Origin of the sequence: Sorangium sp. So ce185, from assembly GCF_051526825.1 — a bacterium.
GTDB classification, from domain to species: domain Bacteria; phylum Myxococcota_A; class Polyangia; order Polyangiales; family Polyangiaceae; genus Sorangium; species Sorangium cellulosum_D.
In genome coordinates, this window is the sequence record NZ_CP150316.1 from 5,394,765 (window position 1) to 5,416,951 (window position 22,187).

A 22,187-nucleotide genomic window follows, 5' to 3' on the forward strand; every position below is an offset into this window, starting at 1 on the left:
TCAGAGCAGCTTTTCGACGGCGACCACGCGGGACTGTCGGGTCCGCTTCATGCCGCGCGCAGCACGCATTGCGGGCAGCAGCATCGTTTTTCCGCCCGCCGCGCGAGTCGACCTCCTGACCCGCGCGCCTCACATGCCACACGTCGCCGCACGGTCGCCACGCTGCGTGACCCGCTGTGATCTCCCGACTCGAGCCCAGCTCGAGCGCGCGCACTCCGCTGCTGCCCGCCGCGAGCGCCGCCTCGATGATTGACCGGCCGCCTGCTGAGCTGGTATACGTAGCCGTTTTCCTTTGGAAGAATTTTACAATCACATTCGAAGCGAGGATCGGACGAGCGCGGTGTGCGCAGGTGAAGGGTACCTGGAGCTCCCAGCGCCAGCCGTGTCGTAGTGCCCTCGCCGGCTTCGCGGCGGCGCGCTGCGCTCCGGCGGGACGAGCCCTCGCTTCAGAAGATGATGAGGAGATCCCATGCGTGTCGCACACGTGATGATCACAGCAGCTCTCGTCAGCCTCTTCGCCGCCTGCGCCACCTCGGGCGGCGGCGACGGCGGGCCGCCGGTCTACGCGACGGTCTGCGAGGCCCGCTGCGCCTGCGAGGACTGCTCCGGGGACGACGAGGGCCTGTGCGAGGCCGAGCAGGAGGCCATCGAGGAGCGGGCCGAGGAGCGCTGTCAGGACGAGCACAAGGCCTATGCCGACTGCGTCCGCCTGGAGGGCCGGTGCGTGGATGGTCATCACCTGGCCGAGGTCTGCAACGCCCACGCGGCGGCCCTGCTGGGCTGTCTCGAGCCAAAAGGTCGCGATCACTGCCCCTCTGCCGGCGACGGCATCTGCGACGAGCCCCAGGGCACCGACACGTGCGCGGCCGGGACCGACCCGGCCGACTGCCTCTCTTTCTGTCCGTACACCGGCAACGGCATCTGCGACGAGCCCGAGGGCGCCGGCCGGTGCCCGGCGGGCACGGACGTCGACGACTGCAAGCTCGTGCCGTGCCCGTCGGTGCAGGACGGGACCTGCGACGAGCCCCAGGGCACCGGCCGGTGCGACGAGGGCTCGGACGTCGACGACTGCATGGGCGCGACCTGCCCCGAGGCGAACAACGGCGAGTGCGACGAGCCCGAGGGCACCGGGATCTGCGACGAGGGCACCGACGCGGCCGACTGCGCGGGCGCGCCGTGCCCCTACGTGAACAACGGCGAGTGCGACGAGCCCGAGGGCTCCGGGTACTGCGAGGAGGGCACGGACGTCATCGACTGCGAGACCAGCGCCGTCGCCTGCGACGACATCGGCGTCTGCGGCAGCGCCACGAGCGGGTGCGTCGCGTGCGCGAACGAGGGGAGCTGCGCCGACGAGCTCGAGGCGTGCACGATCAGCGACGACTGCTACTTCCTCGTCCAGTGCCTCGTGACCTGCGCGAACGACGCCTGCGTCGATGAGTGCCTGGAGGTGTATCCGGACGGGGTGCAGACGTACTCCAGCTACGACAGGTGCTTGAACTGCGAACAGTGCTACTACTCGTGCGGCGGGAGCGACGTATTCGAGTGCTGAACCGTGGCGCCTCCCCGAGCGCCGCGGAGGAGATGGACATGCTTGATCGACGAGACGTTCGTGCGCGTTCGGCCCGCGCCGCCCTCCTGGCTGCCCTGGCCGGCGTCGCCTCGTGCGGCGGCCTCTCCGCGGGCGACTACGCGGTGTACCGCGTCGCCCTCGAGGCGCCCGAGCAGGCACCCGGCTGCTTCCCCGGCGACCGGCCGATCCTCGCGGAGAAGTACGACGCCACCACGTTCCGGGACGGCCAGACGCTGCTCCTCTACCTCCCGACCGACGACGAGGCGGTGCTCGACACCGGCGGTCTCGTGCTGCATGGCTCCTCGGAGGACGACCCGTATACCTTCGAGGGCAGCTCCGAAGACATCGAGTTTCCCTTCCGCGACAGGGTCACCGACGCCGACCAGGACGGCATCTCGGACGACGTCGACCCGTTCGTCGACGCCGACAAGGACGGCGAGGACGACACGGATCCGTCGCGCGACCGCGTTGTCGACACCGACGGCGACAAGCTGGACGACCGCGATGAGCTCGAGGACGGGTTCGTCGACGCCGACGACGACGGGGACGACGACCGCTTCCGGGAGATCGTCGGCGCCACGAGGACGATCTCCCGCCTGCGGGTGAGCGTCTCGATGACGGTCGACGGGTCGACGGTCAGGGGCGTCGTGACGCGGACGACCGAGGAGACGTGCGAGGGCGACCTGTGCCCGCCCCACGTGGACCAGCCGTGCGTCGACGTGCAGCGGTTCCGCGGCGTCGAGGTCGACGAGGCGCAGCTGACCTTCGGGGTCGACGCGCGCCCGACCCGCTGAGCCGCGCTCCGGCGGCGCGCCGCGCGGCGCGCGCCTCGCTCCCGTTCTGGTAGCATCGCCCCGCTTGCCGGCGCTCCCGCTCTCCCCCGCCGACCTCCGCGCCGTGCTCGCGCCGTTCCCGGCCGCCCGCCCGCTGCCCGCGCGCGCCTACTGGGACGAGGACGTGTTCGCCTTCGATCAGGCCGAGATCTTCGGTCGCTCGTGGGTCTGCGTCGGCCGCGAGGACGAGATCGCCCGCCCCGGCGAGTGGGTGCTCGCGCCGCTCACGCCGGCGGGGGTCCTCGTCCTCCGCGGCGCGGATCTGGAGATCCGCGCCTTCCACAACGTCTGCCGCCACCGGGCGGCGACGCTCGTCGACGGCGCGTGCGGCCGGCTCTCTCAGCTCGCGTGCCCGTACCACGGCTGGACCTACGAGCTCTCCGGCGCCCTGCGCGCGGCGCCCCACGCGCCCCCCGGCTTCGACCGCGGCGCGCACGGCCTCCTGCCCGCGCGGGCGGGCGCCCTCTTCGGCTTCCTCTTCGTGGCGCTCGACCCAGGAGCGCCCCCGATCGAGAGCGCGCTCGGCGGCGCGCCGCCGTGGCTCGCGCGCCCCGAGCTGCGCTCGCTCCGGCGGGGCCGGCGGGTGGAGTACGAGGTGGCCGCGAACTGGAAGCTCTGCGTCGAGAACTTCCAGGAGTCTCACCACTTCCCGCGCGTCCACCCCGCGCTGGAGCGGCTCACCCCGTGCGACGACGCCGTGTCCTGGGGCGGGGGCGGCCCGTGGCTCGGCGGGCTCATGGAGCTCGTCCCCGGCGCCGAGACGGTCTCGCTCGGCGCGGCGCGCGGGGCGCGGCCGCTGATCGTCCCCGAGGCGGAGCGGCGGCGGGTGCGCGACGCCATGCTCTTCCCGGGCCTGCTCACGAGCCTCCAGCCCGACTACCTGCTCACGTACCGGCTCACCCCGCGCGCGCCGGACCGGACCCTCGTGGTCGCCGACACCTACTTCCACCCGGCGGCGTTCACCCCCGCCTTCGATCCGGCCGACGTGTTCGCCTTCTGGGACACCGTGAACCGCGAGGATCGGTCGATCTGCGAGCGCCAGCAGCGCGGGATGCGCGCCCCGGGCTACGCGCCGTCGACGTACGCCGCGGTGGAGGACGGCGTGCACGCGTTCGATCGGTGGGTCGCCGAGCGGTACCTCGCGGCGCTCGGCGCGGGGGCGTCGTGAGCAAGCTGTGCGGCTTGTGGGGCCGCCCGTACATCGATCTCTCGCCGTTGATCGACACGTCCTGCTTCCCGGAGCTCGATCGCGAGATCGTGCTCGGGCTCTGCCGCGTCGAGCCCTCGTACACCGGCGGGAGCCTGAAGTGGATGGGCGTGGTCGCGCCGTGGGTGCACGAGGACCCGTACGTGGACTACGGGCAGGTCATCGGCGGCTTCTCGCGCGAGGAGCTCCGCGACTTCGTGGCGCTCGCCGACGACCCGTCCGCCTTCGATCTCGATCGCGGCGGCGAGCACACCTTCGGAGACGAGACCGATCACCCGCTCTCGCGGGCGCAGATGCTGTACCTGAAGTACCGCTACGGCGTCTATTTCCCCTGGAAGGTCTGCTATCACCTCCTCGAGAACGACCGCTGGGAGGACAAGCACTCCGGCGCCGGCAAAGATTTCTCGGCAGAGGCGAGGGCGGTCTTCCCGCGGACGGTGGAGTTCCTCCGCGGGCTTCCGTTCGTCGAGATCGGGCGTTGCGTGCTCTTTGGCCTCGAGGCGAACGACCACGCGCCCGCGCACCGCGACACCGAGCCCGGGAGCGCGCTCGGCGTGGCGCAGTCGATCTCGTTCGCGCCGCGCGGCGGCAAGCGATTCTATGTCTGCGACAGGGAAGGGGAGGAGCGCACGGTCGTCCAGGCACCCATCTACTGGTTCAACGACATGGATTACCACGGGGTCGAGCCGGACCCGTTCTTCCGCTACTCGATCCGGGTGGACGGCGTGTTCGAGCCGGCGTTCGTGAAGCGGCTCCAGCGGCTCTATCGGCGCTGAGCCCGTGGACCCCGAACAGCTACAGCGTGGCTGTACGAGACGCGGGCAGCCGCGAGAGCATGACTCCACGGAAGCCGTTTGCTTGTCCTGGCCCCCGCTTTTCATGAGTGCTTCCCTAACCAGGCTGCACTATCCTTGGACTTACCGTGAACCTGCTGTGGCAGTCGTTCCCCATGCCCGAAGGTCGACGCGCCCAGGCCTGGCGATATCATCCCGTCTACCGGCGACCAGCCCATTTCCACGACGAGCCGGAGTTCAACCTCGTCGTCCGGGGAACCGCCATCTTTCGCGTGGGGCATCGTCGCGTTCCGATGGGCCGCGGATCCCTGTTGTGGTACCCGCCCGGGCTGGATCACTATCTCGAAGACGCCAGCCCGGACCTCGAGCTCTATGTGGTAGGGTTCCGGCCCGAGCTGATCGATGCGTTCGCGCGCGAGCACGGCTGCGCGCCGAGCTTCTCTCGGCCTCCGCAGCGCCTCGACGAGGCGGCCTTGCTGGCTTGTGCAGACGCGATGGCCCAGGTGCCGAGCAGCCGCGACGACCCGGCTGTCGAAGGACGGCTGCTCGATCTGTTCGCAGCGCTGGCCCAGACGACGCCTCCTCCGCAGGTGAGCCTTGGCCACCGCGCTGCGGCCCTGCTGGTCGAGGCGCCGAGCCTCCGCCGCGACGAGCTGACCCGGCGCCTGGCCAGCAACCGCGGCGATGTGAGCCGCAAGTTTCGCCGCGACCAGGGGCTGTCGCTGACGGAGTACAAGAACCGGCTGCAAACGCTGAAGCTCCTCGAGCTGCTCGAACAGGGCTGCATCCACTTGACTCACGCGGCGCTCGACGCCGGGTTCGGCAGCTACTCGCGCTGTCACCAGGTGATCAGAGAGTTGCTGGGCATGGCGCCCAGCGCGCTCCTCGACCCAGGCACCCGGAAGCTGCTCGCCGACAGGTTGGAACCGTTGAGCGCACGGCACGATCGCCGAGATCCCGGGTAGCTCGCGCGACCAGACCCCTCGTTCCGGCATCGCTGCTCCGCGAATCGGCCTTCAGGCTGCGGAAACGCACAAACCTGGATGCTCGCCGTGCGGCGGTTGGGTATGCGATCGGCATGCGAAGTCGATCAGCCCTCGCCTTGCTCGCGCTCCTGGCGTTCTCGGGATGCTCCAACGGCTCGCCGGATCCGGGCTCCTCCCCCGGGACCGGTGGAGGTCCCCCCAACACGGCGACGGGTGGGGCTGCTGCCGGCCCCATGACCGGCGGCGATGGCGGCATGCCGCCAGAGATGCCCATGACCGGCGGCGCAGGTGGTACGGGGGGCGCAAGCTCCGGCGCGACGAGCGGCGCAAGCTCCGGCGCGACGAGCGGCGCGACGGCTGGCGGCACGGGTGGCGCCGCTGGAGGCGGCGCTGGGGATGGCCGCTTCGAGCTCGCCTGGGAAGATCCGTTCGACACCGTCGACCTCGCTCGCTGGCAGCTGATGACCCACAGCTGGGACGGCAATCTCGCGCAGTTCACCGGCGAAAACGCGGCGGTCAGCGACGGCATCCTGCGCCTTTCGCTGACGGCAGCCAACGATACCAGCAAGCCCTTTCGCGGCGTGGAGATGCGCTCTCGCGAGACGCTGACCTACGGAAGAATAGAAGCGTCAGCGCGGTTCGCGCAGGGCTCCGCGGTCGTCTCTTCTCTGGTGCTCATTTATACCCCATGGCCGCCCGACGACTGGAACGAGCTCGACATCGAGTTTTTGGGCAAAAACACCGATCGCGTTCAGTTCAACCACATGGTGAACATCCCGCCCGCTGATCCAGCCACCGGCCACCTCCAGTTCCCCAAGCTCGTTACATTGGGCTTCAACCCCGCAGCGGGCTTTCACACCTATGTCATCGAATGGGTGCCCGGTGAGGCGCGCTTCTACGTCGACGGAGCGCTCTTGCACACTGCCACCGAGGAGATGGGACGCATGGTCCTCCCTCAGAACATCCTCATGACGATCTGGGCTTCTGGCTCGCCAGATTGGGCAGGCCCGGTCGACAGCAGCACCGCCCCCACGCGCGCCGAGTACGACTGGATCCGCGTCTACCGCTACGTCGGTCCGTAGGCGCTTCGTGGGTTCCGAGCCGCTGAAGGCGGCTCGGACGCGCGCAGCTTTCCGCCTCGTCTCGGCCGGCGGCGGGGGCTCGGGCGCTGCCTCGCTCAGCCGCCGAGCGCCTTGTCGATCGCCTGCGTGAGCTTCGGGTCGTCCGGCGCCACGGACGACTCGAACCTCGCGAGCACCGACCCGTCCTTGCCGATCAGGAACTTGGTGAAGTTCCACTTCACCTCACCGGCGGGCGGGGCCTGGGTGAGGAAGGCATAGAGCGGGTGCTTGCTGCCCCCCTTGACCGGGATCTTCGAGAACATGGGGAAGCTGACGCCGTACTTCGTGGAGCAGAAGGCGGCGATCTCGGCGTCCGTCCCCGGCTCCTGCGCGCCGAAATCGTTCGAGGGGAAGCCGAGGACGGCGAAGCCGCGATCCTTGAGCCGATCGTGGAGCGCCTCGAGCCCCGCGTACTGCGGCGTGTAGCCGCACTCCGATGCGGTGTTCACCACGAGCAGCACCTTGCCCCGGTAGTCGCCGAGGGAGCGGTCCTGCCCGTCGATGGTCTTCACGGTGAAGTCGTAGAGCGACATGGCCTTTCCTTCCTGAGCAGCGCCGGGCGTCGGCTCCGGCGAGGGCCGCTGGATGTCCTTTCCACAGCCCGGCGCGCCGGCGAGGGCCAGCGAGGCGAGCAGGGCGAGTCCGCACCGGGGCGCGCGCGGCGAGCTTTCCATGACGGCGTGGATAGACCCGCCTCCGGGCCGCGTCGAGCGTTCTTCCGCTGCTACGCGATGCGGGTGGACGGCGTGTTCGGGCCGGCGTTCGTGGAGCGGCTCTCTCTGCGGTAGGCGCGGGCTGCTTTCGGTCTGGACAGGTGAGACCGGACGCGTAGTGTAGTCTGTCGTGCGCAGCGCACCGGAGGGGAGCGACACGCAGGACCTCCAGGCGACGTCGGACGCTCTGGGAAGGGGGTCTCCGCCTGGCGACGGCGACGAGCGAGCCGAGGGCGGGAGGCGGAGCTTTCGCCCCGGCGACATCGTCGCAGGCCAGTACCGGCTGGATCGGCTGCTCGGCGAAGGGGGCATGGGCGTGGTCTGGGCCGCGAGCCACGCGCTGACCGGCGCGCGGGTCGCGCTCAAGCTCGTGAAGGGCGTGTCCGGCGCGGTGCGCTTGCGCCTGCTGCGCGAGGCGAGGATCGCGCACGAGCTCGACCACCCCAATGTGGTCGCGGTGCACGACGTCGCGCTCGAGGACGGAGCGCCCGTGATGATCATGGAGCTGCTCTCCGGCGAGTCGCTCGCCGACAGGCTGTCTCGCGGGCCGAGGATGTCCCTCCCGGAGGTGGCCTCCATCTTCTTGCAGGTCGTCTCGGCCGTCGCCGCGGCGCACGCGCGGGGCGTCATCCACCGCGATCTGAAGCCGGAGAACATCTTCCTCGTCGACGGCTCGAGCCAGCGGGTCAAGGTCCTCGATTTCGGCATCGCGAAGCTGACGGCCGCGAGCGGGCACGACGCTCGGACGCCGGGGCTCACCGAGAGCGGGACGAGGCTGGGCACGCCCTGCTACATGTCCCCGGAGCAGGTGTTCGGAGATCCGGTCGATCACCGGACCGACATCTGGTCGCTCGGCCTGCTCCTCTACGAGTGCCTCTCGGGCGACCTCCCCACGCGCGCCGACAACGCCGGCCAGGTGTTCAAGATCATCGTGACCGGCGGCATCCCCCCGCTGGAGAGCGCCGCGCCCGGCGTGCCCCCGCAGCTCGCGCGCCTCGTGCGCTGCATGCTGTCCGTGGCCCGCGACGCCCGGCCCTCGGACCTCGGCGAGGTCCACGGCGTGCTCGCCGCGCTCGCGCAGCAGGCCGCGGCGCCGAGCTCGGACGCGCCGGCGTCGCCGGCGCCCGCCCCCTCCGGGCCGCCGGTCCGGGTGCCGGACGGCGAGGCGGTGGAGGAAGCCGAGGTCGACCCCATGGCGCCGACCGAGCGCCCCAACACCCCGCCGCCCCCGGCGGAGCCCCGCTCGACCGGAAGGCGCACCGCCGCCCGGGCGGCGGCCTGGACGATCGGCCTCGCCGTGGCGCTCGCGGGCCTGGTCGCCGTGGTGCTGGCGTGGCGGGGGGGTCCGGCTCCGGTCGAGGAGCGGCCGCCGCCCCCCGCGATCAATCCGCGGGCGCTGTCCCGGTACGCGGCCGCGCTCGAGGCCGTCGGCGACGCCAACGAGGGCGAGGCGGCGGACCGCCTGCGGCAGGCGATCGCCCTCGACGACGCGCTGGCCGCAGCGCACCTCCGCCTCGCGATCTACGCGCCGGAGCGCGCCGAGGCGCGGATGCATTACGCGCGCGCCGAGGCGCTGCGCGACGGGCTCGACGCCCGCGAGCGAGCGCTCCTCCACGCCATGGAGCCCCTGCTCGGCGGCGATCCCGGGGACGCGGCGCTCTGCGCTGCGCGGCTCTCCGCGCTCGCCGCGCAGCGCCCGCGCGACGCGGAGGTGCTCGCCCTCTTCGCGCGCCACGCGCTGCGCTGGAACATCCACGCCAGCGTCGAGGCGGCGACGCGGGCCACGACGAGCGAGCCCCAGCGCGCCCAGGGCTGGGCCGCGCTGGCGCGGTCGCTGCGGCACCTCGGGTCGTTCCAGGACGCAGCCGCCGCCGTCGACCAGTGCCTCGCGATCTCACCCCAGGCGGCGAGCTGCTACGAGGTCAGGAGCGAGATCCACAGCGCGCTCGGCAGCTGCGGCGAGGTCGAGCAGGACCTGCAGCTCATGCTGTGGATGACGGGCGCGAGGGGCCAGGCGATCCAGCGCAAGCTCGCGTCGTCGAGCTACGCGCAGGGGCGGTCTGCCGACGCGGTGATGGTGCCGCTGCGGCAGGGCTGGGTCTCGCTGCCGGACTCGGAGCGGCGCTACGTCGCGCTGATCGACGAGGCGAGCGTGCGGGCGCTCACGGGCGACTTCGCGGAGGCCGAGGTGCTGCTGCGGAGCGCGCGCCTGCGGATGAGCGCGGAGTCGAGGGCGCACGCCGACGTCGCCCGCGCGCTCGTCGATATCTATCTCGAGACCGATCGCGAGATCGAGGCGGCGCGCATCGCGGAGACGTGCCTCGACAACTACGTCGCCTGCGCCAGCGGCTCGGCGGACCTCTTGCGGGTCATGCTGCATGCGGGCTTCATCTCCTGGCCCGCGTTCCAGGAGCGGCGCGCCGAGCACCTGCCGCCGCCGGGCGCTCCGGCCGGCGCCGAGCGCGCGCTCTCCGCCGTGGTGAGGGCGCACGCGCGCTGGATCGAGGGCTTCGAGGAGGCCGCGGAGGCTGTCCCCGCGCTGCCGGTCAGCGCGCTGATGAGCGATCAGGTCGATCACCACGTCCACGCGGATCTCGGCGCGGTCTACCACCTCGCGGGCATGCCCGGCCACGCGATCCCCGCGCTCCGCAAGGCGGTCATGACGTGCGATATGCTGGACTGGCCGGTGACGTACGTCCGCTCGTTCTGGTTCCTCGGTCAGGCCCTCGAGCAGACGGGGGACATCGCCGGCGCGTGCCAGGCCTACGCGAGCGTGGTCGCGCGCTGGGGAGGCGCGAGCCCGCCCTCGCAGACCGCGGCGCGGGCGCGCGAGAGATCGAGGGCGCTCGGCTGCGGACCGATCGACTGACCCGCCCGCCCTCCGCGCGCCGAAGCCGAAGAGGAGCGCCGCGGCATCGTGGACGGAGAGGTCGGGCGCGACGCGCTCACCGCATGTGGCCTATGCAACATCTGACGGCGCGATTGTTTGCGAGCGTTCATCGGACACGTGTGCAGAGCGGCGGCGCCTTCGCACAAGGGCGCTCGTTTCGTCTTGACACCGCGTGTCCGCGGGGCGTCTGCGTACGTTAAACCAGCATCGTTGTCGGGACAAACCCGGCTAGCTGGCGCGCTGGAGAGCGCGTTATCATGGTGGTCTCGACCTTTTGTCGCCGGGCAGCTCTGGCGAGGAGGCATCATCCATGGGAACGACGTCTATTCTCGTGTCTTCCTTGGCGGTCCTGGCGGGCCTCGGCGCGCCGGACGTCGCTTACGGGGGTGCCTCTCAGCCCTCGAGCGGCGCGTGGCCCCGCAGGCTGCAGCCCGCGGAGCCGGAGTCCGTGTACATGAGCAGCGACGGGCTGCGCGATGCGACGCTGGCCCTGGAGGACGCCATCGCGGGCGGGGAGATCCAGGGCGCCGTCCTCCTGGTCGCCCGCCATGGGCGGATCGTGCTCCACGAGGCGCTGGGCGAGCGCGACGGGTTCAACGCGAGCTGGCCGGACATGCCCTCGCCGCCGATGCCGCGCGACGGGATCTTCGATCTCGAGTCGATGACGAAGCCGTTCACCGTCTTTTTGGCGATGAGGATGCAGGAGTCCGGCCGGTTCCCCGGCTTCAAGATCGACAACACGGTCGCGTCGTACTTCCCCGAGTTCGCCACGAGCCCGGACAAGGCGCGCGTGACGGTCAGGGACCTGATGCGTTACGTGTCGGGCGAGGACATGGACGCGAGCGGCGTCCTCGGCGCCAGCGACCGCTGGCGCACGATGCTCACGGCGCCCTTGCTCTACACGCCGAGCCAGAAGGTCCTCTACAGCGACCTCGGGTTTCGCCTCCTCGGCCACGTGCTGGAGAAGGCGGGCGGCGATTCGCTGCAGGGGCTGATGAAGACCAACATCTTCGATCCGCTCGAGATGTCGAGCACGTCCTACCGGCCGAAGGTCTACATGCCGGCGAAGGGCGAGCGCTTCGTGGGGACGGCGTGGTCGAGCGTGCGCGGGCGTTACCTGCGGGGCGAGGTGCAGGACGAGACCGACTACGACGTGGAGGAGAACACGGGGACCCCTCAGCACGGCCACCTGACCGGGTGCGACGGCCTGTTCTCGACGGCGCTCGATCTCGCCAAATTCGGGCAGATGCTCCTGAACCGGGGCGTCCACGTCTGGGGCCCGGACGCGCTCTGCAACCCGATGCTCCTGTCCTGTCCGGGCCAGCGGATCATGTCGCGGCCCTCGGTGGAGCGCATGACGACGCTGCAGACGGGCGACATGGGCCTCCCGACGCCGGCGACCACGTTCGCCCAGAACCTGTTCTACTCGGGCAAGGGTCTCGGGTGGGAGATGTACGATCCCGGCGCGTGGCCCGGCGGCGATCACACCTCGACCGTCGCGTACAGCAAGACCGGCGGCGCCGGGACGCTCATGGTCATCGACCCCGATCCGGCGCGAGACCTGATGATCATCCTGCTCACGAATCACGGGCTCCCGGGCTACGACCACCTCGGGGTCGACGAGGACCAGCTGTGGTACTGGGACGATTTCGACGCGATGATCGAGGCGATCCGCGCGGAGGAGGTCAGCGATGCGGTCAACCTGTCGCTGATGGATGTCCCGTAGGGGCCGCACGACGGCGTCCTTCGGCGGGACGTGGGGTGTTCGCACCGGGGTCATTCAGCACATCGGGCGTCGCGCGAAGTCGCTCGGCGCTGTCAGCGTAGGAGCGGCGAGCATGCCGCTCGCCGGGGGTGCGCCCGCGATCGCGCGGGTGACCGGGCGCGGCGGGCGCGGCAGTGCGCCGGGGCGTGCGCCGAATGACGCCGCGGAGCGCATGGCGCTTGCGCTCGTGCGAGCGCGCCCGCAAAGGTAGGTGTCCCGCCGCAAGGACGCCCCTGGATGAACGACGACCTCCGCATCAGCCAACCCCACGCCGCAACCCGCACCGAGACGGCGAGCGCCGAGGCGGAGCTCGCCCCGCTCTCCGGCGAGGATCGCCTCTCCTCGTTCTACGCCGGGTGCCCGGTCGCGCTCTTCACGACCACGCCCGCGGGGCGCTTCATCGACGCGAACCGCGCGTTCGCGCGCCTCCTCGGCTACGCGGACCACACGCAGTTCCTCGACCTGCCCGTCCCAGGCTTCTACGCCGACCAGCGGCAGCGGCAGGAGATCATGCGCATCCTCGACCAGGAGGGCGCCGTCCACGGCTACGAGGTCGAGTTCGTGCGCCTCGACGGGACGCACCTGTGGGTCAGCATCACCGCGCGGGCCATCCGCGACGCGACCGGGCGCGTCGCGCGCTACGAGGGCGCGCTCGAGGACGTGACGCCGCGCCGGATGGCGCAGGACCTGATGTGCCTCAGCGATCAGCGCTTCCACCTCCTCGCCAAGGCCACGAACGACACCATCTGGGACTGGGACTTCACGACCGGCACGGTCTGGTGGAACGAGAACTTCGAGCGCACGTTCGGGTACCGGCTCGACGACCTCGAGCCGGGGCCCGAGAGCTGGACCGGCCGCATCCACCCCGACGACCTCGAGCGCGTCTCGCGCAGCATCCACGACGCCATCGACGGCACCGCGACGACGTGGAGCGGCGAGTACCGCTTCCGCCGCGCCGACGGCGAATATGCGTACATCTACGACCGCGGCCTCGTGCTGCGCGACGCGACCGGCAAGGCCGTCCGCATGATCGGCTCGATGATGGACGCCACCCTGCAGCGCCGGCAGCAGATCCTCCTCGGGTGGCAGCGCAAGGTGCTCGAGATGATCGCCCTCGACCAGGGCATCGAGGAGACGCTCGAGGTGCTGTGCCGCGACGCCGAGGAGCTCTCGGCCGGCCGCCGCTTCACCGTCCTGCTCGCGAGCGAGGACGGCCGCCGCCTCCTGCACGGCGCGGCGCCGAGCCTGCCGGCGTCGTACAACAAGGCGGTGCACGGGATCCTCGTCGGCCCGCGCGCGGGCTCGTGCGGCACCGCCGCCCACCGCCGCGCGCCGGTCGTCGTGGAGGACATCGCGACCGATCCGCTCTGGGCCGACTTCCGCCAGCTCGCCCTGCCGCTCGGGCTGCGCGCCTGCTGGTCCACGCCCATCGTCTCCTCGAAGGGCGAGGTGCTCGGCACCTGGGCCGTGTACCGGTCCGCGCCCGGCGCGCCCACCCCCGCCGACGAGGAGATCGTCCGTGTCGCGACGCGCCTCGCCGCCATCGCCATCGAGCGCGCCCGCGCGGAGCGCGCGCTGCGCGAGAGCCGCGAGCAGCTCGCGAAGGCGCAGGAGGTCGCGCACCTCGGGAGCTGGTCGTGGGACGTCGCCGCGGGCAAGCTCGACTGGTCCGAGGAGCAGCTCCGCATCCACGGCCTGCCGAGCGAGAGCGGCGGCGTCCGGCCCGACGCCGCCATCGCCTGCGTCCACCCGGAGGACAGGGCGCGCGTCGCCGCCGAGCTCGAGGCGCTGCTCTGGCAGGCGGGCGCTGGCGAGATGACCTACCGCATCGTGCGGCCCGACGGCGCCACGCGCTGGGTCCACGCGCGCACGGAGGTCGAGCGCGCGCCCGACGGCGGGCCGGCGCGGATGCTCGGCACGTGCCACGACATCACCGAGCAGCGGCAGGCGCAGCGCGCGCTCCAGGAGAAGGAGGAGCGCCTCCGCGCGGCGCTCGACGCCTCGGCGACCGGCACGTTCCGCTGGATCCCGGCCACGAACGAGCTCGACTGGGACGAGAACCTCGATCGGCTCTTCGGCCTGCCGGCGGGCGCGACCGCGCGCCACATCGACCAGTTCACGGGCCTCGTCCACCCCGACGATCGCGAGCGCGTCCTCGAGGCGCTCGATCGCTGCGTGCACGACGGCGCCGACTTCGACCTGGAGTTCCGCGTGGTGTGGCCCGACGGCAGCGTCCACTGGCTGCTCGATCGCGGCCGCATGCTCCGCGACGCCGAGGGCAGGCCGCTCACGATGACGGGCGCGTGCACCGACGTGACGGAGCGCATGAACGCGGAGCTCGCGCTGCGCCAGCGCGCGGACGAGCTGGCGAGGCTCACGGAGGCGCTGCAGCGCATGAACCGCGAGCTCGACCAGTTCGCCTACATCACGTCGCACGATCTCAAGGCGCCGCTGCGGGGCATCGCGAACCTCTCGCAGTGGATCGAGGACGACGAGGGCGAGCGGCTCAGCGACGTGTCCAAGCGGAACCTGGAGCTCCTGCGCATCCGCGTGCAGCGCATGGACGCGCTCATCGACGCCATCCTCGCGTACTCGCGCGTCGGGCGCATCCGCGTGCCCACCGAGGTGGTCGCCGTGGGCCCGCTCGTCGACGAGGTGGTGGATCTCCTGTCGCCGCCGGGGGGCTTCCGCGTCGAGATCGCCGGCCAGCTGCCCAGCGTCGTCGCCGAGCGCGCGCTGCTCCAGCAGGTGTTCATGAACCTCATCGGCAACGCCATCAAGCACCACCCCGACAAGGGGAACGGCCGCGCGGTGGTCTCGTGCGCGGACGCCGGCTCGCACTGGCGCTTCACGGTGGCGGACAACGGCCCTGGCATCTCGCCGCGCTTCCACGACAAGGTGTTCATCATCTTCCAGACGCTGGAGGCGCGGGACCGGTCGGAGGGCACGGGGGTCGGGCTCGCGCTCGTGAAGAAGATCGTCGAGAGCAGCGGCGGCACCGTCGCCCTCGACTCGGACGTCGGGCGCGGCGCGGCCTTCTCGTTCACCTGGCCTAAGGCGCTGGTATAGCGGCGGGCGCGGTCGCGACGGGCGAGGTCGCGGCGGGCGGGGTCGCGGCCGGCTGGGTCGCGGCGAGGGCTCCGTTCACCACGAGGTGGATGAACTGGAGCTTGGCCACGGCGGGGCGCGGCATCACGAACGGGTAGAAGTCGTGCTGGCCCATGCTGCGCGACATCTCGTTGAGCACGGCCGTCAGCTCCACCCAGGCGTTCAGGAAGCCGAGGAAGCTCGCGGCCCCTGGATCGTCCGGCCGCCACAGCGCGTCGGCGCCCCAGGGCTCGACGTCGAGCTCCACCTCGTCGGCGTCGATGCCGAAGCTGAGGGCCGTGTCCACGGTGTCGACCATGTGGAGGTAGTGGGCCCAGGTCTCGGCCCAGTCTTCCCACGGGTGCATGCTGGCGTAGGCGCTGACGAAGCGCTGCGGCCAGTCGGCGGGCGGGCCTTGCTCGTAGTTGGCCTTCAGCGCGGCGGCGTAGTCCTGCTGCTCGTCGCCGAACAGCTCCCGGAACGGCGCGAGCCATCCGGTGTCGCGCACCAGGCGGTCCCAGTAATAATGGCCGATCTCGTGCCGGAAGTGCCCGAGCAGCGTGCGGTAGGGCTCGCGCATCGCGGCGCGGATGCGCTCGCGCGTGGCGTCGTCCGCCTCCTCGATGTTCAGGGTGATGACGCCGTCGGCGTGGCCGGTCATCACCCTGGGCCCGTCGGGCGGCGAGGCGAGGAAGTCGAAGCAGAGGCCGTGCTCCGGATCCTCGCCGACCTTGGACTTCACCGGCAGGTTGAGCGCGAGGAGCTGCGACACGAGCCGTCGCTTGGCCGTCTCGATGCGGCGCCACAGCGCCTGGTGCTCGACGACGGTGAGGTCCGGGATGGTGCGGTTGAGCCGGCACGCGGCGCAGAGCGCGGGCGTCTCCGCCGCCACCGGGACGAGCCAGTTGCAGCCGGACGCCGTGTCGAAGTTGCCGCAGCGCCGGTAGAGGCGCGGCGCGGCCGCGGCGTCGTGCCAGAGCTGCCAGGTGCCCTCGGTCGCGCCGGGCTTCAGCGGCATCACCTGGGCGCGCTCGGGCTCATAACCGAGCGGCGTCTTGCAGGCGAGGCATTCGCTGTTGCGGAAGAACACCGGCCGCTCGCACTGGCACCGGTAGGCGCGCGGGGCGGTGGGTTGTTTGACCGGTTTCCATGCGCTGCGCAGGCGCGTGATCAGGCTGTCGAAGCGGGTGGACATGGTGGTGGTCGGGCCGAGGAGAAGCGGTTTCGTCCTGGATTCCTGGCGCCGCGCTGTCGGCGTGTTGGCAATCCATGTGCCAGGCGAGCAGCGCGCGATTCGCGTCGCGGCTGAGGCCGCGCGACGAGTTGCCGCTCGATTGGCCGTCGCGGACTGTCTCAGTGTGGCAAAAACGCCGTCCTGCCCGGCCGAGCGCCGCGCTCTGGTCTAGAGGCGACGGATCCAGGCGCGCAGCGCCGCCAGGCCGTCCTCGTCGACGATCTCGGTCCCGAGGGGCGGCATCGAAGGCCAGTCCGGATCGCGCCTCCGGGCGCGCTCCACAACGTCGCTGTCGTCGGGATCGCCCGGGCGGATCACCGTGCCCACGGCGGTGCGGTAGGTGGCGGTGGCTTCGACCGACGCGATCTCGTCGACCCGGAGCGTGAAGTCGAACCTGCGCTGCGGGTCGTAGCAGCGCGCGCCGTCGCTGCTAGGGCGGGTCCTGTTGTGGCAGTGGCTGCAGTTCGCGTGCAGCCAGCCGAGGGCGGCCTGCGCCACGGCGTCTCCCGGGAGCCGGACCGGCCGGCGCGGAGGATCCGAGAGCATCCCCCGGGCGGCGATCACGTCGAGGTCGACCTCGCCGCGGCTCGCGGCGAGCTGGATCGCCGAGAACCCGAGCACGCGGCTCTCGGTCCCGCCGTGGCAGCCCATGCATTCTGCCGCCGCGGGCACGTCGTGCGGCGTGCCGCGCGCGTCCTCGGCGCCGCCGGGCGTCGCCAGCGCGTCGGTCCCGTCGGCGTTCCAGACATAGGCGACCGCGGCCCAGTCCTCGGGGGCGGGGCCCACCTTGGCGAGCAGGCGGGTCTCGACGAGGACTCCGTCCCTCCGGAACTCCTTCCAGAGGCGGGTCCCGTCGGGGAACTGCCATGCATCCTGAGCGCTTGTGTCGATCTGCGCGCCCTTCGGCAGCCGGATGAACCGCTGCTTGTCCGCGCCGTCGCTCCAGAGCTCGAAGCCGGGCGCGTAGGCCACCACGTCGCTCGCCACCGTCCCCGCGGCGATGTCGGCGTAGAGGCCGGTCTGCGACAGCGCGGCGGGCAGCGCGGCCTGGCGCTCCGGATCGGGGGGATCGCACTGGCGGAGATCGTCGCAGCCGGCGGCGGCGGCGAGGCCGGCGGCGGCGAGCCAGAGGGGCGCGAATCCAGCGCGTGTCGGGCGTCTCTCGCGGGTGGACATGGCCGTATCTAGACAGGGGCCGCGTGCCACCTCCAGTGATGGATCGTGATAGATGTCATCACCGTGGTGAATCTATCCGCCATCGATCTCAACCTGCTCCACGTGCTCGCGGTGACGCTCGAGGAGCGGAGCGCGACGCGCGCCGCGCGCCGGCTGGGCGTCACGCAGTCGGCGGTCTCGAACGCGCTCGCCAGGGCGCGCGAGCTCCTCGGCGATCCGCTGCTCGTCCGCGATGGCCGCGGCATGGCGCCGACGCCGGCGGCCGAGGAGCTGCTGCCGGAGCTCGCGGCGGCGATGGCCCAGGTGCGGTCGGTGGTCGAGCACCGGCGGACGTTCGACCCGCGCTCGTCCACCCGGGAGCTCACGCTCGCCTGCGCCGACAACTCGCAGATCGCGGATGTGCCGCTGGTCGCGGCGGCGCTCGCGCGGGAGATGCCGCTCGCGCGGCTCCGGGTGGTGAGCATCGACGCCCTGATCGCCTCGGGGGGTCTTGCCCAGGGCGGGATTGACGCGGCGATCGTGCTGCGGCGGCGCGATCCTGGGCTCCGCGTCGCGGCGCTCTACCGGGATCCGACCGTGGGGGTGGTCCGCCGGGATCATCCGGTCGTGGGCCGGCGCCTGACGCGGAGCGCGTTTCCGCGGCTGGGCTTCATCGACGTGCACATCACGCTCGGCCGTCCGGGCCGGGGGCACGCGCTTGTCGAGCGGGCGTTCCGCGCGCAGGGTCTGGTCCGCCGGATCGCGCTGGTGGTCCCCGGGTTCGCGCCCGCGGCGATGGCCGCGGCCGGCAGCGATCTCGTCGCGTGCATGCCCCGGCGCGCGGCGAAGGCGCTCGCGTCGCACCTCCCGCTGCGGGTCGTCGAGCTGCCCGTGGCGGACCTCGGGCACGAGATGTGGCTCGCGTGGCACGAGCGGACGCACAAGGACCCGGCGGCGGCCTGTCTGCGGAAGGCGATCGTGGGGGCGCTGCGGGCGCCCGAGGGTCGGCCCGACCCGGGTTGAGGCGAGGGGGGCGGGGCGACCCAGGTTGAGGCCGGGCGGGCGGCTCAACCCAGGTGGGGGGTCACCCGGCCACGGCACCGTGTCCTTGCGAGCGTGTGTGCCAGCCGTCGTGGCTCCCCGACGCGAGGCTCGACGTCTTGTCGGTCGTCGTCTCCCACGAGGTCAGCCACATCGTGCTGGTGTTGCCCTAATGGTAGGTGGTGGACGCCGACGGGCCGGTGCTGTCGTAGCTGGTCGACGTCACCCCGCGTCGCGCTACCGCGTCGCGCGGAAGCTCTCCGGCGGCCCCAGGTAGCTCGGCTTGAGCCCGCCCGTGTCCACCACCAGCTTCTGCACCACCACGGTCGGATCGACCATCCAGAGCTTCAGCACGTGCGCGCCGGGCTGAGCGATGGTGTGCGTGGTCGACGTGCGGTTCACGTTGTCCGACGTGTTCCTCTCCCACGACTTGTTCATCGGGATGCCGTTGAGCGCCGTCGTGACGTTGACGATCTGCGGCTGCCCGTCGTCGATGGACACCGCGTACTTCAGGCCGTCGGTGCGCAGCACGTTGTTCCTCGGCGACAGGTACGCCCAGACCGTCACCTTCCCGGTCGTGAAGAGGTGGATCGTGTACTCGAGGCGCGGGCTGTCACCGCCGGGCGTCTGCCTGGCCGCGGTGACGGGGAAGGGCGTCATGCCCCCCGCCGTCCGGCCGATGTCCGGGATGAGCTGCCACGAGATCGGGTCCGCGCTCACGGCCCGGGTGAAATGCTCGGCCTCCATCGAGACGTACCCGTTGCTCTCCACGAACCCCTCGATCGCCTCGCGGTTCACCTCCGGGTTCTTGACGACCGCCTGGACGACCACGGTGCGCCCGTTCGACGCCGTCACCGTGATCGGCACCTCCGTGGTCCCCTGGGGCGCCGCCGCCCAGTCCACGCTCACGGTCGCGCGCACTTCCTTCTCGATCGTGCCGTTGTTCGGCGAGACCTTCACCCAGGGCACCGACGGCTCGATCTGGTAATCGAACGGCTCCTGACCGCGGTTGAAGACCTCGATGTACTGGGCCGGCTGGGTCTGGAACGGGCTGAGCTCGGGCAGCACCGCGGGCGTCCGCTCCGCGGGCCAGACCTTGTCGGACCCGTCGATCGCCACGCCCATGTCCGCCGCGCGCGGCACGTTGATCTGCTTGAGCTCCGGCCAGATGAAGTCGTCCAGCAGGGTGCCGTTCCTCTCCGGCTGCTGCCAGCCCGAGTCCGGATACGGCCCGCCATAGCCGATCTTGGGCTGCGTCTGGAAGCCCTTCCACTTCCCGCCGGCCAGCGCATTGTTGTAGTAGTCCGACATGGCCTTGTCGTCGGCGAGCCGGGCCTCGGCGGTCGCGGCCATGTCCTTCGTGGCGGCGCGCCCCTGGGCGGCGTAGAGGATGTTCTTGAACCCGGCCAGGCGGAGCTCGTACAGGTTGGCGCTGGCCTTCACCTGGTAGAGCGCGAGCTGGTAGTAGGCGTCCCGGTACGCCTCCGGCAGCTCCTCGTTGATCCGCTCCGCCTCGGCCGCGAGCGCCTGCCACTCCGCGACGACCCGCTCCGCCTCGCCGTAGTGGATCAGGCTGAAGGGGCTCCCGTCGGCGTAAACCACGGCGCTGTCGGGGTTCGTGGCGATGTTGGCGTTCGGGTTGAGGGTGATGACCCGGTTGAGCAGCTCCGGCTTCCGGCGCGACTGGAGCCTGGAGTACATCGTCAGCACTTCGGCGATCTCGGCCGCGTGCTTCGGCCCGAACTGCTGCGCCGCCCACTGCCGCTCCCACACGGGCAGGCGCTCGATCGGCCACCGCTCGGGGTTCCACGCGTAGTCCAGGAAGAACTCGAGCGGGTGCTCCTCGTTCTTCAGGTCGCCCACGTTCACCACCCACAGCCGATCGACGCCGTACCGATATGACAGGTGGAGCTGCTCCCAGATGTTGGGGAGGAGGTTCGTGTCGATCCACTTGTAGTTCCGGCCGCCGCCCACGTAGTCGAAGTGGTAGTAGAGCCCGTAGCCGCCCGACCGCTCCGGCGCCGACGGATCGGGCAGCTCGCGCATGTTGCCCCAGTTGTCGTCGCACCAGTTGATGATCACGTCGTCCGGCGCCCGCATGCCCTCGTCCCAGAAGCGCTGGACCTCCTTGTAGAGCGTCCAGACCTGCGGGATGGCGGTGACGTCCTTGCCCGTGACGTCGGCCAGGATCTTCCGCTGCGCCTCGACGATCCGCTGCATCAGATCGATGTTGCCGCCGTCGTCGATGGGCAGATCGCCGTTGCCGCGCATCCCGACGGTGACCACGCTCTCGTAGTCCTTCATTCGCTGGATGCTGTCGGTCCAGTACTTCTTCAGCGCCTCCGTGTTCTTGTCGAAGTTCCACTGCCCGTTGCCGCCGTACCGGCCCCCGGACTGCCCGTAGCGATCCCACTCGTCCTGCGCTCGCATCATCGGCGCCTCGTGCGAGGTCCCCATCACGACGCCGTACGCGGCGGCCAGCGCCTGGTTCTCGGGATCATCGTCGAAGAGCGACCTGCCCCACACGGCCGGCCACAGGTAATTGGCCTTGAGCCGGAGCAGCACCTCGTACACCTTGGCGTAGAGCTCGTGGTTGAAGCCGTTCGGGCGGCTCGTGTTGGGCGCGGGGCCGAACGTGTTGCGCGCCCACGTGCCCAGGGCGGGGTTCTCGTCGTTGATGAAGAAGCCGCGGTATTTCACCTTCGGCTCCCCCTGCGAGTAGCGGCCGGGCAGGATGTACAGCGCGTCGTGCTGGTGCGCCGGGACATCGTCCCAGTAGTGCCAGGGCGACACCCCGATGTTCCGCGAGACGTCGTAGGCGCCGAAGATCGTCCCGCGCTGATCGCTGCCCGCGATCACGAACGCCCGGCGGACGCCCGGCGCCGGATCGTTCACGACCTGCAGGAGGGACGTCTCCCAGCGGCCCGCGATGCCGGCGACGTCGAGCTTGTTCTCGCTCACCAGCTGGTCCACGAGCTTGCTCTTGCCCAGCGTCCCGATGATCACCACGTCCTCCGCCGCCGGGATCGCGTCGAGCGAGACCTCGGGCTCGACCAGGGTGACCCGCCCGATGTCGGCCTTGAGGTCGCTCACGACGCGGATCACGCCCGCGTGGTCGCTCGAGCTCACGACGAGCGGCGCGGCCTTGCCGGCGGCGACCAGGGGGAATCTGTCGGATCCCGGCTCGAACGCGACGTACTTCTCCGGATCCTCCGGGTGCGGCGCCGGGTCGTCCGGCCCTCCCGGCCCTCCCGCTTGCCCGTCCGGCCCTCCCGCCTGCCCATTCGGGCCACCGGCCTGTCCGTCCGGCCCTCCCGCCTGCCCGCCCGGCCCGCCGGTCTGCGCGCCTGGATCGCCGGGCTTCGGCGACGCGTCGTCCGATCCCGAACAACCACCCCCCAGCACGGACAACACGGACAAAGAGAGCGGCAGTACCCCGCAGAGGACCCCCATCCGCACCATGGGACTCCAGGCGGCCCCGAGCGCGCCGAGCGCCCGTCTGCCTGGAGCGGCGCACGGACGATGGGCGCGCCGGCCGCGCGTGACCGCTCGGTGGAATCGCGTCGACGCATTGGCCCTGCAATGTTCTTCATCGGATGTCATATACGGCCTTTCCCGGCTGTTCATGAATGGACGACCCTCGGCGCATGCGCGAGGTGCGCTTGCGCGGCAGAGACACGGACGCGCAGCGCCTTGCGGCCACGAGCTGCAGCGGAGGACGCAGACATCCCGTCTGCCCATGGCACTTACGGCGGCGCGGCGCTGCGCAGCGCTCTGGTCGGCCTCAGAGA

The 22,187-nt window shown here is 71.2% G+C and carries 14 protein-coding genes; 10 read left to right on the top strand and 4 right to left on the bottom strand.

What is annotated here, in order from left to right; all coding sequences use genetic code 11:
* Positions 1–469 precede the first annotated feature (469 nt).
* The 6 genes from WMF26_RS19765 to WMF26_RS19790 all read left to right on the top strand — a co-directional run bounded on the left by WMF26_RS19765 (position 470) and on the right by WMF26_RS19790 (position 6,472).
* Positions 470–1,549, top strand: coding sequence for a latent transforming growth factor beta-binding protein (locus tag WMF26_RS19765; RefSeq protein WP_438001591.1), 1,080 nt, complete (start codon positions 470–472; stop codon positions 1,547–1,549).
* 38 nt (positions 1,550–1,587) lie between these two features.
* Positions 1,588–2,364: a hypothetical protein gene (locus WMF26_RS19770; protein WP_438001592.1), complete on the top strand. Its 777-nt coding sequence runs from the start codon at positions 1,588–1,590 to the stop codon at positions 2,362–2,364.
* Between the two features lie 64 nt (positions 2,365–2,428).
* Positions 2,429–3,571 (top strand): aromatic ring-hydroxylating oxygenase subunit alpha, encoded by a 1,143-nt coding sequence (locus tag WMF26_RS19775; protein ID WP_438001593.1) that lies wholly within the window; start codon positions 2,429–2,431, stop codon positions 3,569–3,571.
* Positions 3,568–4,386, top strand: a complete 819-nt coding sequence (locus tag WMF26_RS19780; RefSeq protein ID WP_061629838.1) for a hypothetical protein — start codon at positions 3,568–3,570, stop codon at positions 4,384–4,386. Before WMF26_RS19775 ends, WMF26_RS19780 begins: the two co-directional genes overlap by 4 nt.
* A 146-nt stretch (positions 4,387–4,532) precedes the next feature.
* Positions 4,533–5,369 (top strand): AraC family ligand binding domain-containing protein, encoded by an 837-nt coding sequence (locus WMF26_RS19785; RefSeq protein ID WP_438001594.1) that lies wholly within the window; start codon positions 4,533–4,535, stop codon positions 5,367–5,369.
* A 254-nt stretch (positions 5,370–5,623) separates the two neighbouring features.
* A complete protein-coding gene (locus WMF26_RS19790) occupies positions 5,624–6,472 on the top strand; it encodes a family 16 glycosylhydrolase (protein WP_438001595.1) in 849 nt (282 codons plus the stop codon).
* A gap of 95 nt (positions 6,473–6,567) precedes the next feature.
* Here the strand turns inward: WMF26_RS19790 and WMF26_RS19795 are convergent, their stop codons facing one another.
* Complete coding sequence (locus WMF26_RS19795) at positions 6,568–7,185, bottom strand: glutathione peroxidase (RefSeq protein ID WP_438001596.1); 618 nt, start codon at positions 7,183–7,185, stop codon at positions 6,568–6,570.
* A gap of 169 nt (positions 7,186–7,354) precedes the next feature.
* Here WMF26_RS19795 and WMF26_RS19800 point away from each other — a divergent pair, with 169 nt between their 5' ends.
* The 3 genes from WMF26_RS19800 (at position 7,355) to WMF26_RS19810 (ending at position 14,948) form a co-directional block, all read left to right on the top strand.
* Positions 7,355–10,093 carry a protein kinase domain-containing protein gene (locus tag WMF26_RS19800; RefSeq protein WP_438001597.1) on the top strand — a complete coding sequence of 913 codons (2,739 nt, stop codon included), beginning with the start codon at positions 7,355–7,357 and terminating at the stop codon, positions 10,091–10,093.
* A 331-nt stretch (positions 10,094–10,424) separates the two neighbouring features.
* The gene (locus WMF26_RS19805; RefSeq protein ID WP_438001598.1) at positions 10,425–11,840 is read left to right on the top strand and encodes a serine hydrolase domain-containing protein; all 1,416 of its coding nucleotides are present in this window, start codon (positions 10,425–10,427) and stop codon (positions 11,838–11,840) included.
* Positions 11,841–12,116: 276 nt separating this feature from the next.
* Positions 12,117–14,948, top strand: coding sequence for a PAS domain-containing protein (locus WMF26_RS19810; protein WP_438001599.1), 2,832 nt, complete (start codon positions 12,117–12,119; stop codon positions 14,946–14,948).
* Here WMF26_RS19810 and WMF26_RS19815 read toward each other — a convergent pair.
* Together WMF26_RS19815 and WMF26_RS19820 are read right to left on the bottom strand one after the other, a co-directional pair.
* The gene (locus WMF26_RS19815) at positions 14,932–16,161 is read right to left on the bottom strand and encodes a zinc-binding metallopeptidase family protein (RefSeq protein WP_438001600.1); all 1,230 of its coding nucleotides are present in this window, start codon (positions 16,159–16,161) and stop codon (positions 14,932–14,934) included. The two genes, WMF26_RS19810 and WMF26_RS19815, sit on opposite strands and share 17 nt — an antisense overlap.
* Before the next feature lie 207 nt (positions 16,162–16,368).
* On the bottom strand, positions 16,369–17,376 hold the full coding sequence (locus WMF26_RS19820; RefSeq protein ID WP_438001601.1) for a hypothetical protein: 1,008 nt from the start codon (positions 17,374–17,376) through the stop codon (positions 16,369–16,371).
* Between the two features lie 45 nt (positions 17,377–17,421).
* Between WMF26_RS19820 and WMF26_RS19825 the strand changes: the two genes are divergently transcribed.
* Positions 17,422–18,378, top strand: a complete 957-nt coding sequence (locus tag WMF26_RS19825; RefSeq protein ID WP_438001602.1) for a LysR family transcriptional regulator — start codon at positions 17,422–17,424, stop codon at positions 18,376–18,378.
* Positions 18,379–18,633: 255 nt separating this feature from the next.
* On the opposite strand, the gene WMF26_RS19830 is transcribed toward WMF26_RS19825, so the two are convergent.
* Entirely contained in the window at positions 18,634–21,858 is a 3,225-nt protein-coding gene (locus WMF26_RS19830) for a glycosyl hydrolase 115 family protein (protein WP_438001603.1), read from the bottom strand.
* Positions 21,859–22,187: the final 329 nt, after the last annotated feature.

What these genes read in the sequence shown, in the direction of transcription:
- WMF26_RS19795 (WP_438001596.1), bottom strand. Translation starts at nt 7,185, where the DNA reads ATGGAAAGCTCGCCGCGCGCGCCCCGGTGCGGACTCGCCCTGCTCGCC.
- WMF26_RS19815 (WP_438001600.1), bottom strand. Translation starts at nt 16,161, where the DNA reads ATGTCCACCCGCTTCGACAGCCTGATCACGCGCCTGCGCAGCGCATGG.
- WMF26_RS19770 (WP_438001592.1), top strand. Translation starts at nt 1,588, where the DNA reads ATGCTTGATCGACGAGACGTTCGTGCGCGTTCGGCCCGCGCCGCCCTC.
- WMF26_RS19820 (WP_438001601.1), bottom strand. Translation starts at nt 17,376, where the DNA reads ATGTCCACCCGCGAGAGACGCCCGACACGCGCTGGATTCGCGCCCCTC.
- WMF26_RS19830 (WP_438001603.1), bottom strand. Translation starts at nt 21,858, where the DNA reads ATGGTGCGGATGGGGGTCCTCTGCGGGGTACTGCCGCTCTCTTTGTCC.
- WMF26_RS19805 (WP_438001598.1), top strand. Translation starts at nt 10,425, where the DNA reads ATGGGAACGACGTCTATTCTCGTGTCTTCCTTGGCGGTCCTGGCGGGC.
- WMF26_RS19810 (WP_438001599.1), top strand. Translation starts at nt 12,117, where the DNA reads ATGAACGACGACCTCCGCATCAGCCAACCCCACGCCGCAACCCGCACC.
- WMF26_RS19765 (WP_438001591.1), top strand. Translation starts at nt 470, where the DNA reads ATGCGTGTCGCACACGTGATGATCACAGCAGCTCTCGTCAGCCTCTTC.
- WMF26_RS19790 (WP_438001595.1), top strand. Translation starts at nt 5,624, where the DNA reads ATGACCGGCGGCGATGGCGGCATGCCGCCAGAGATGCCCATGACCGGC.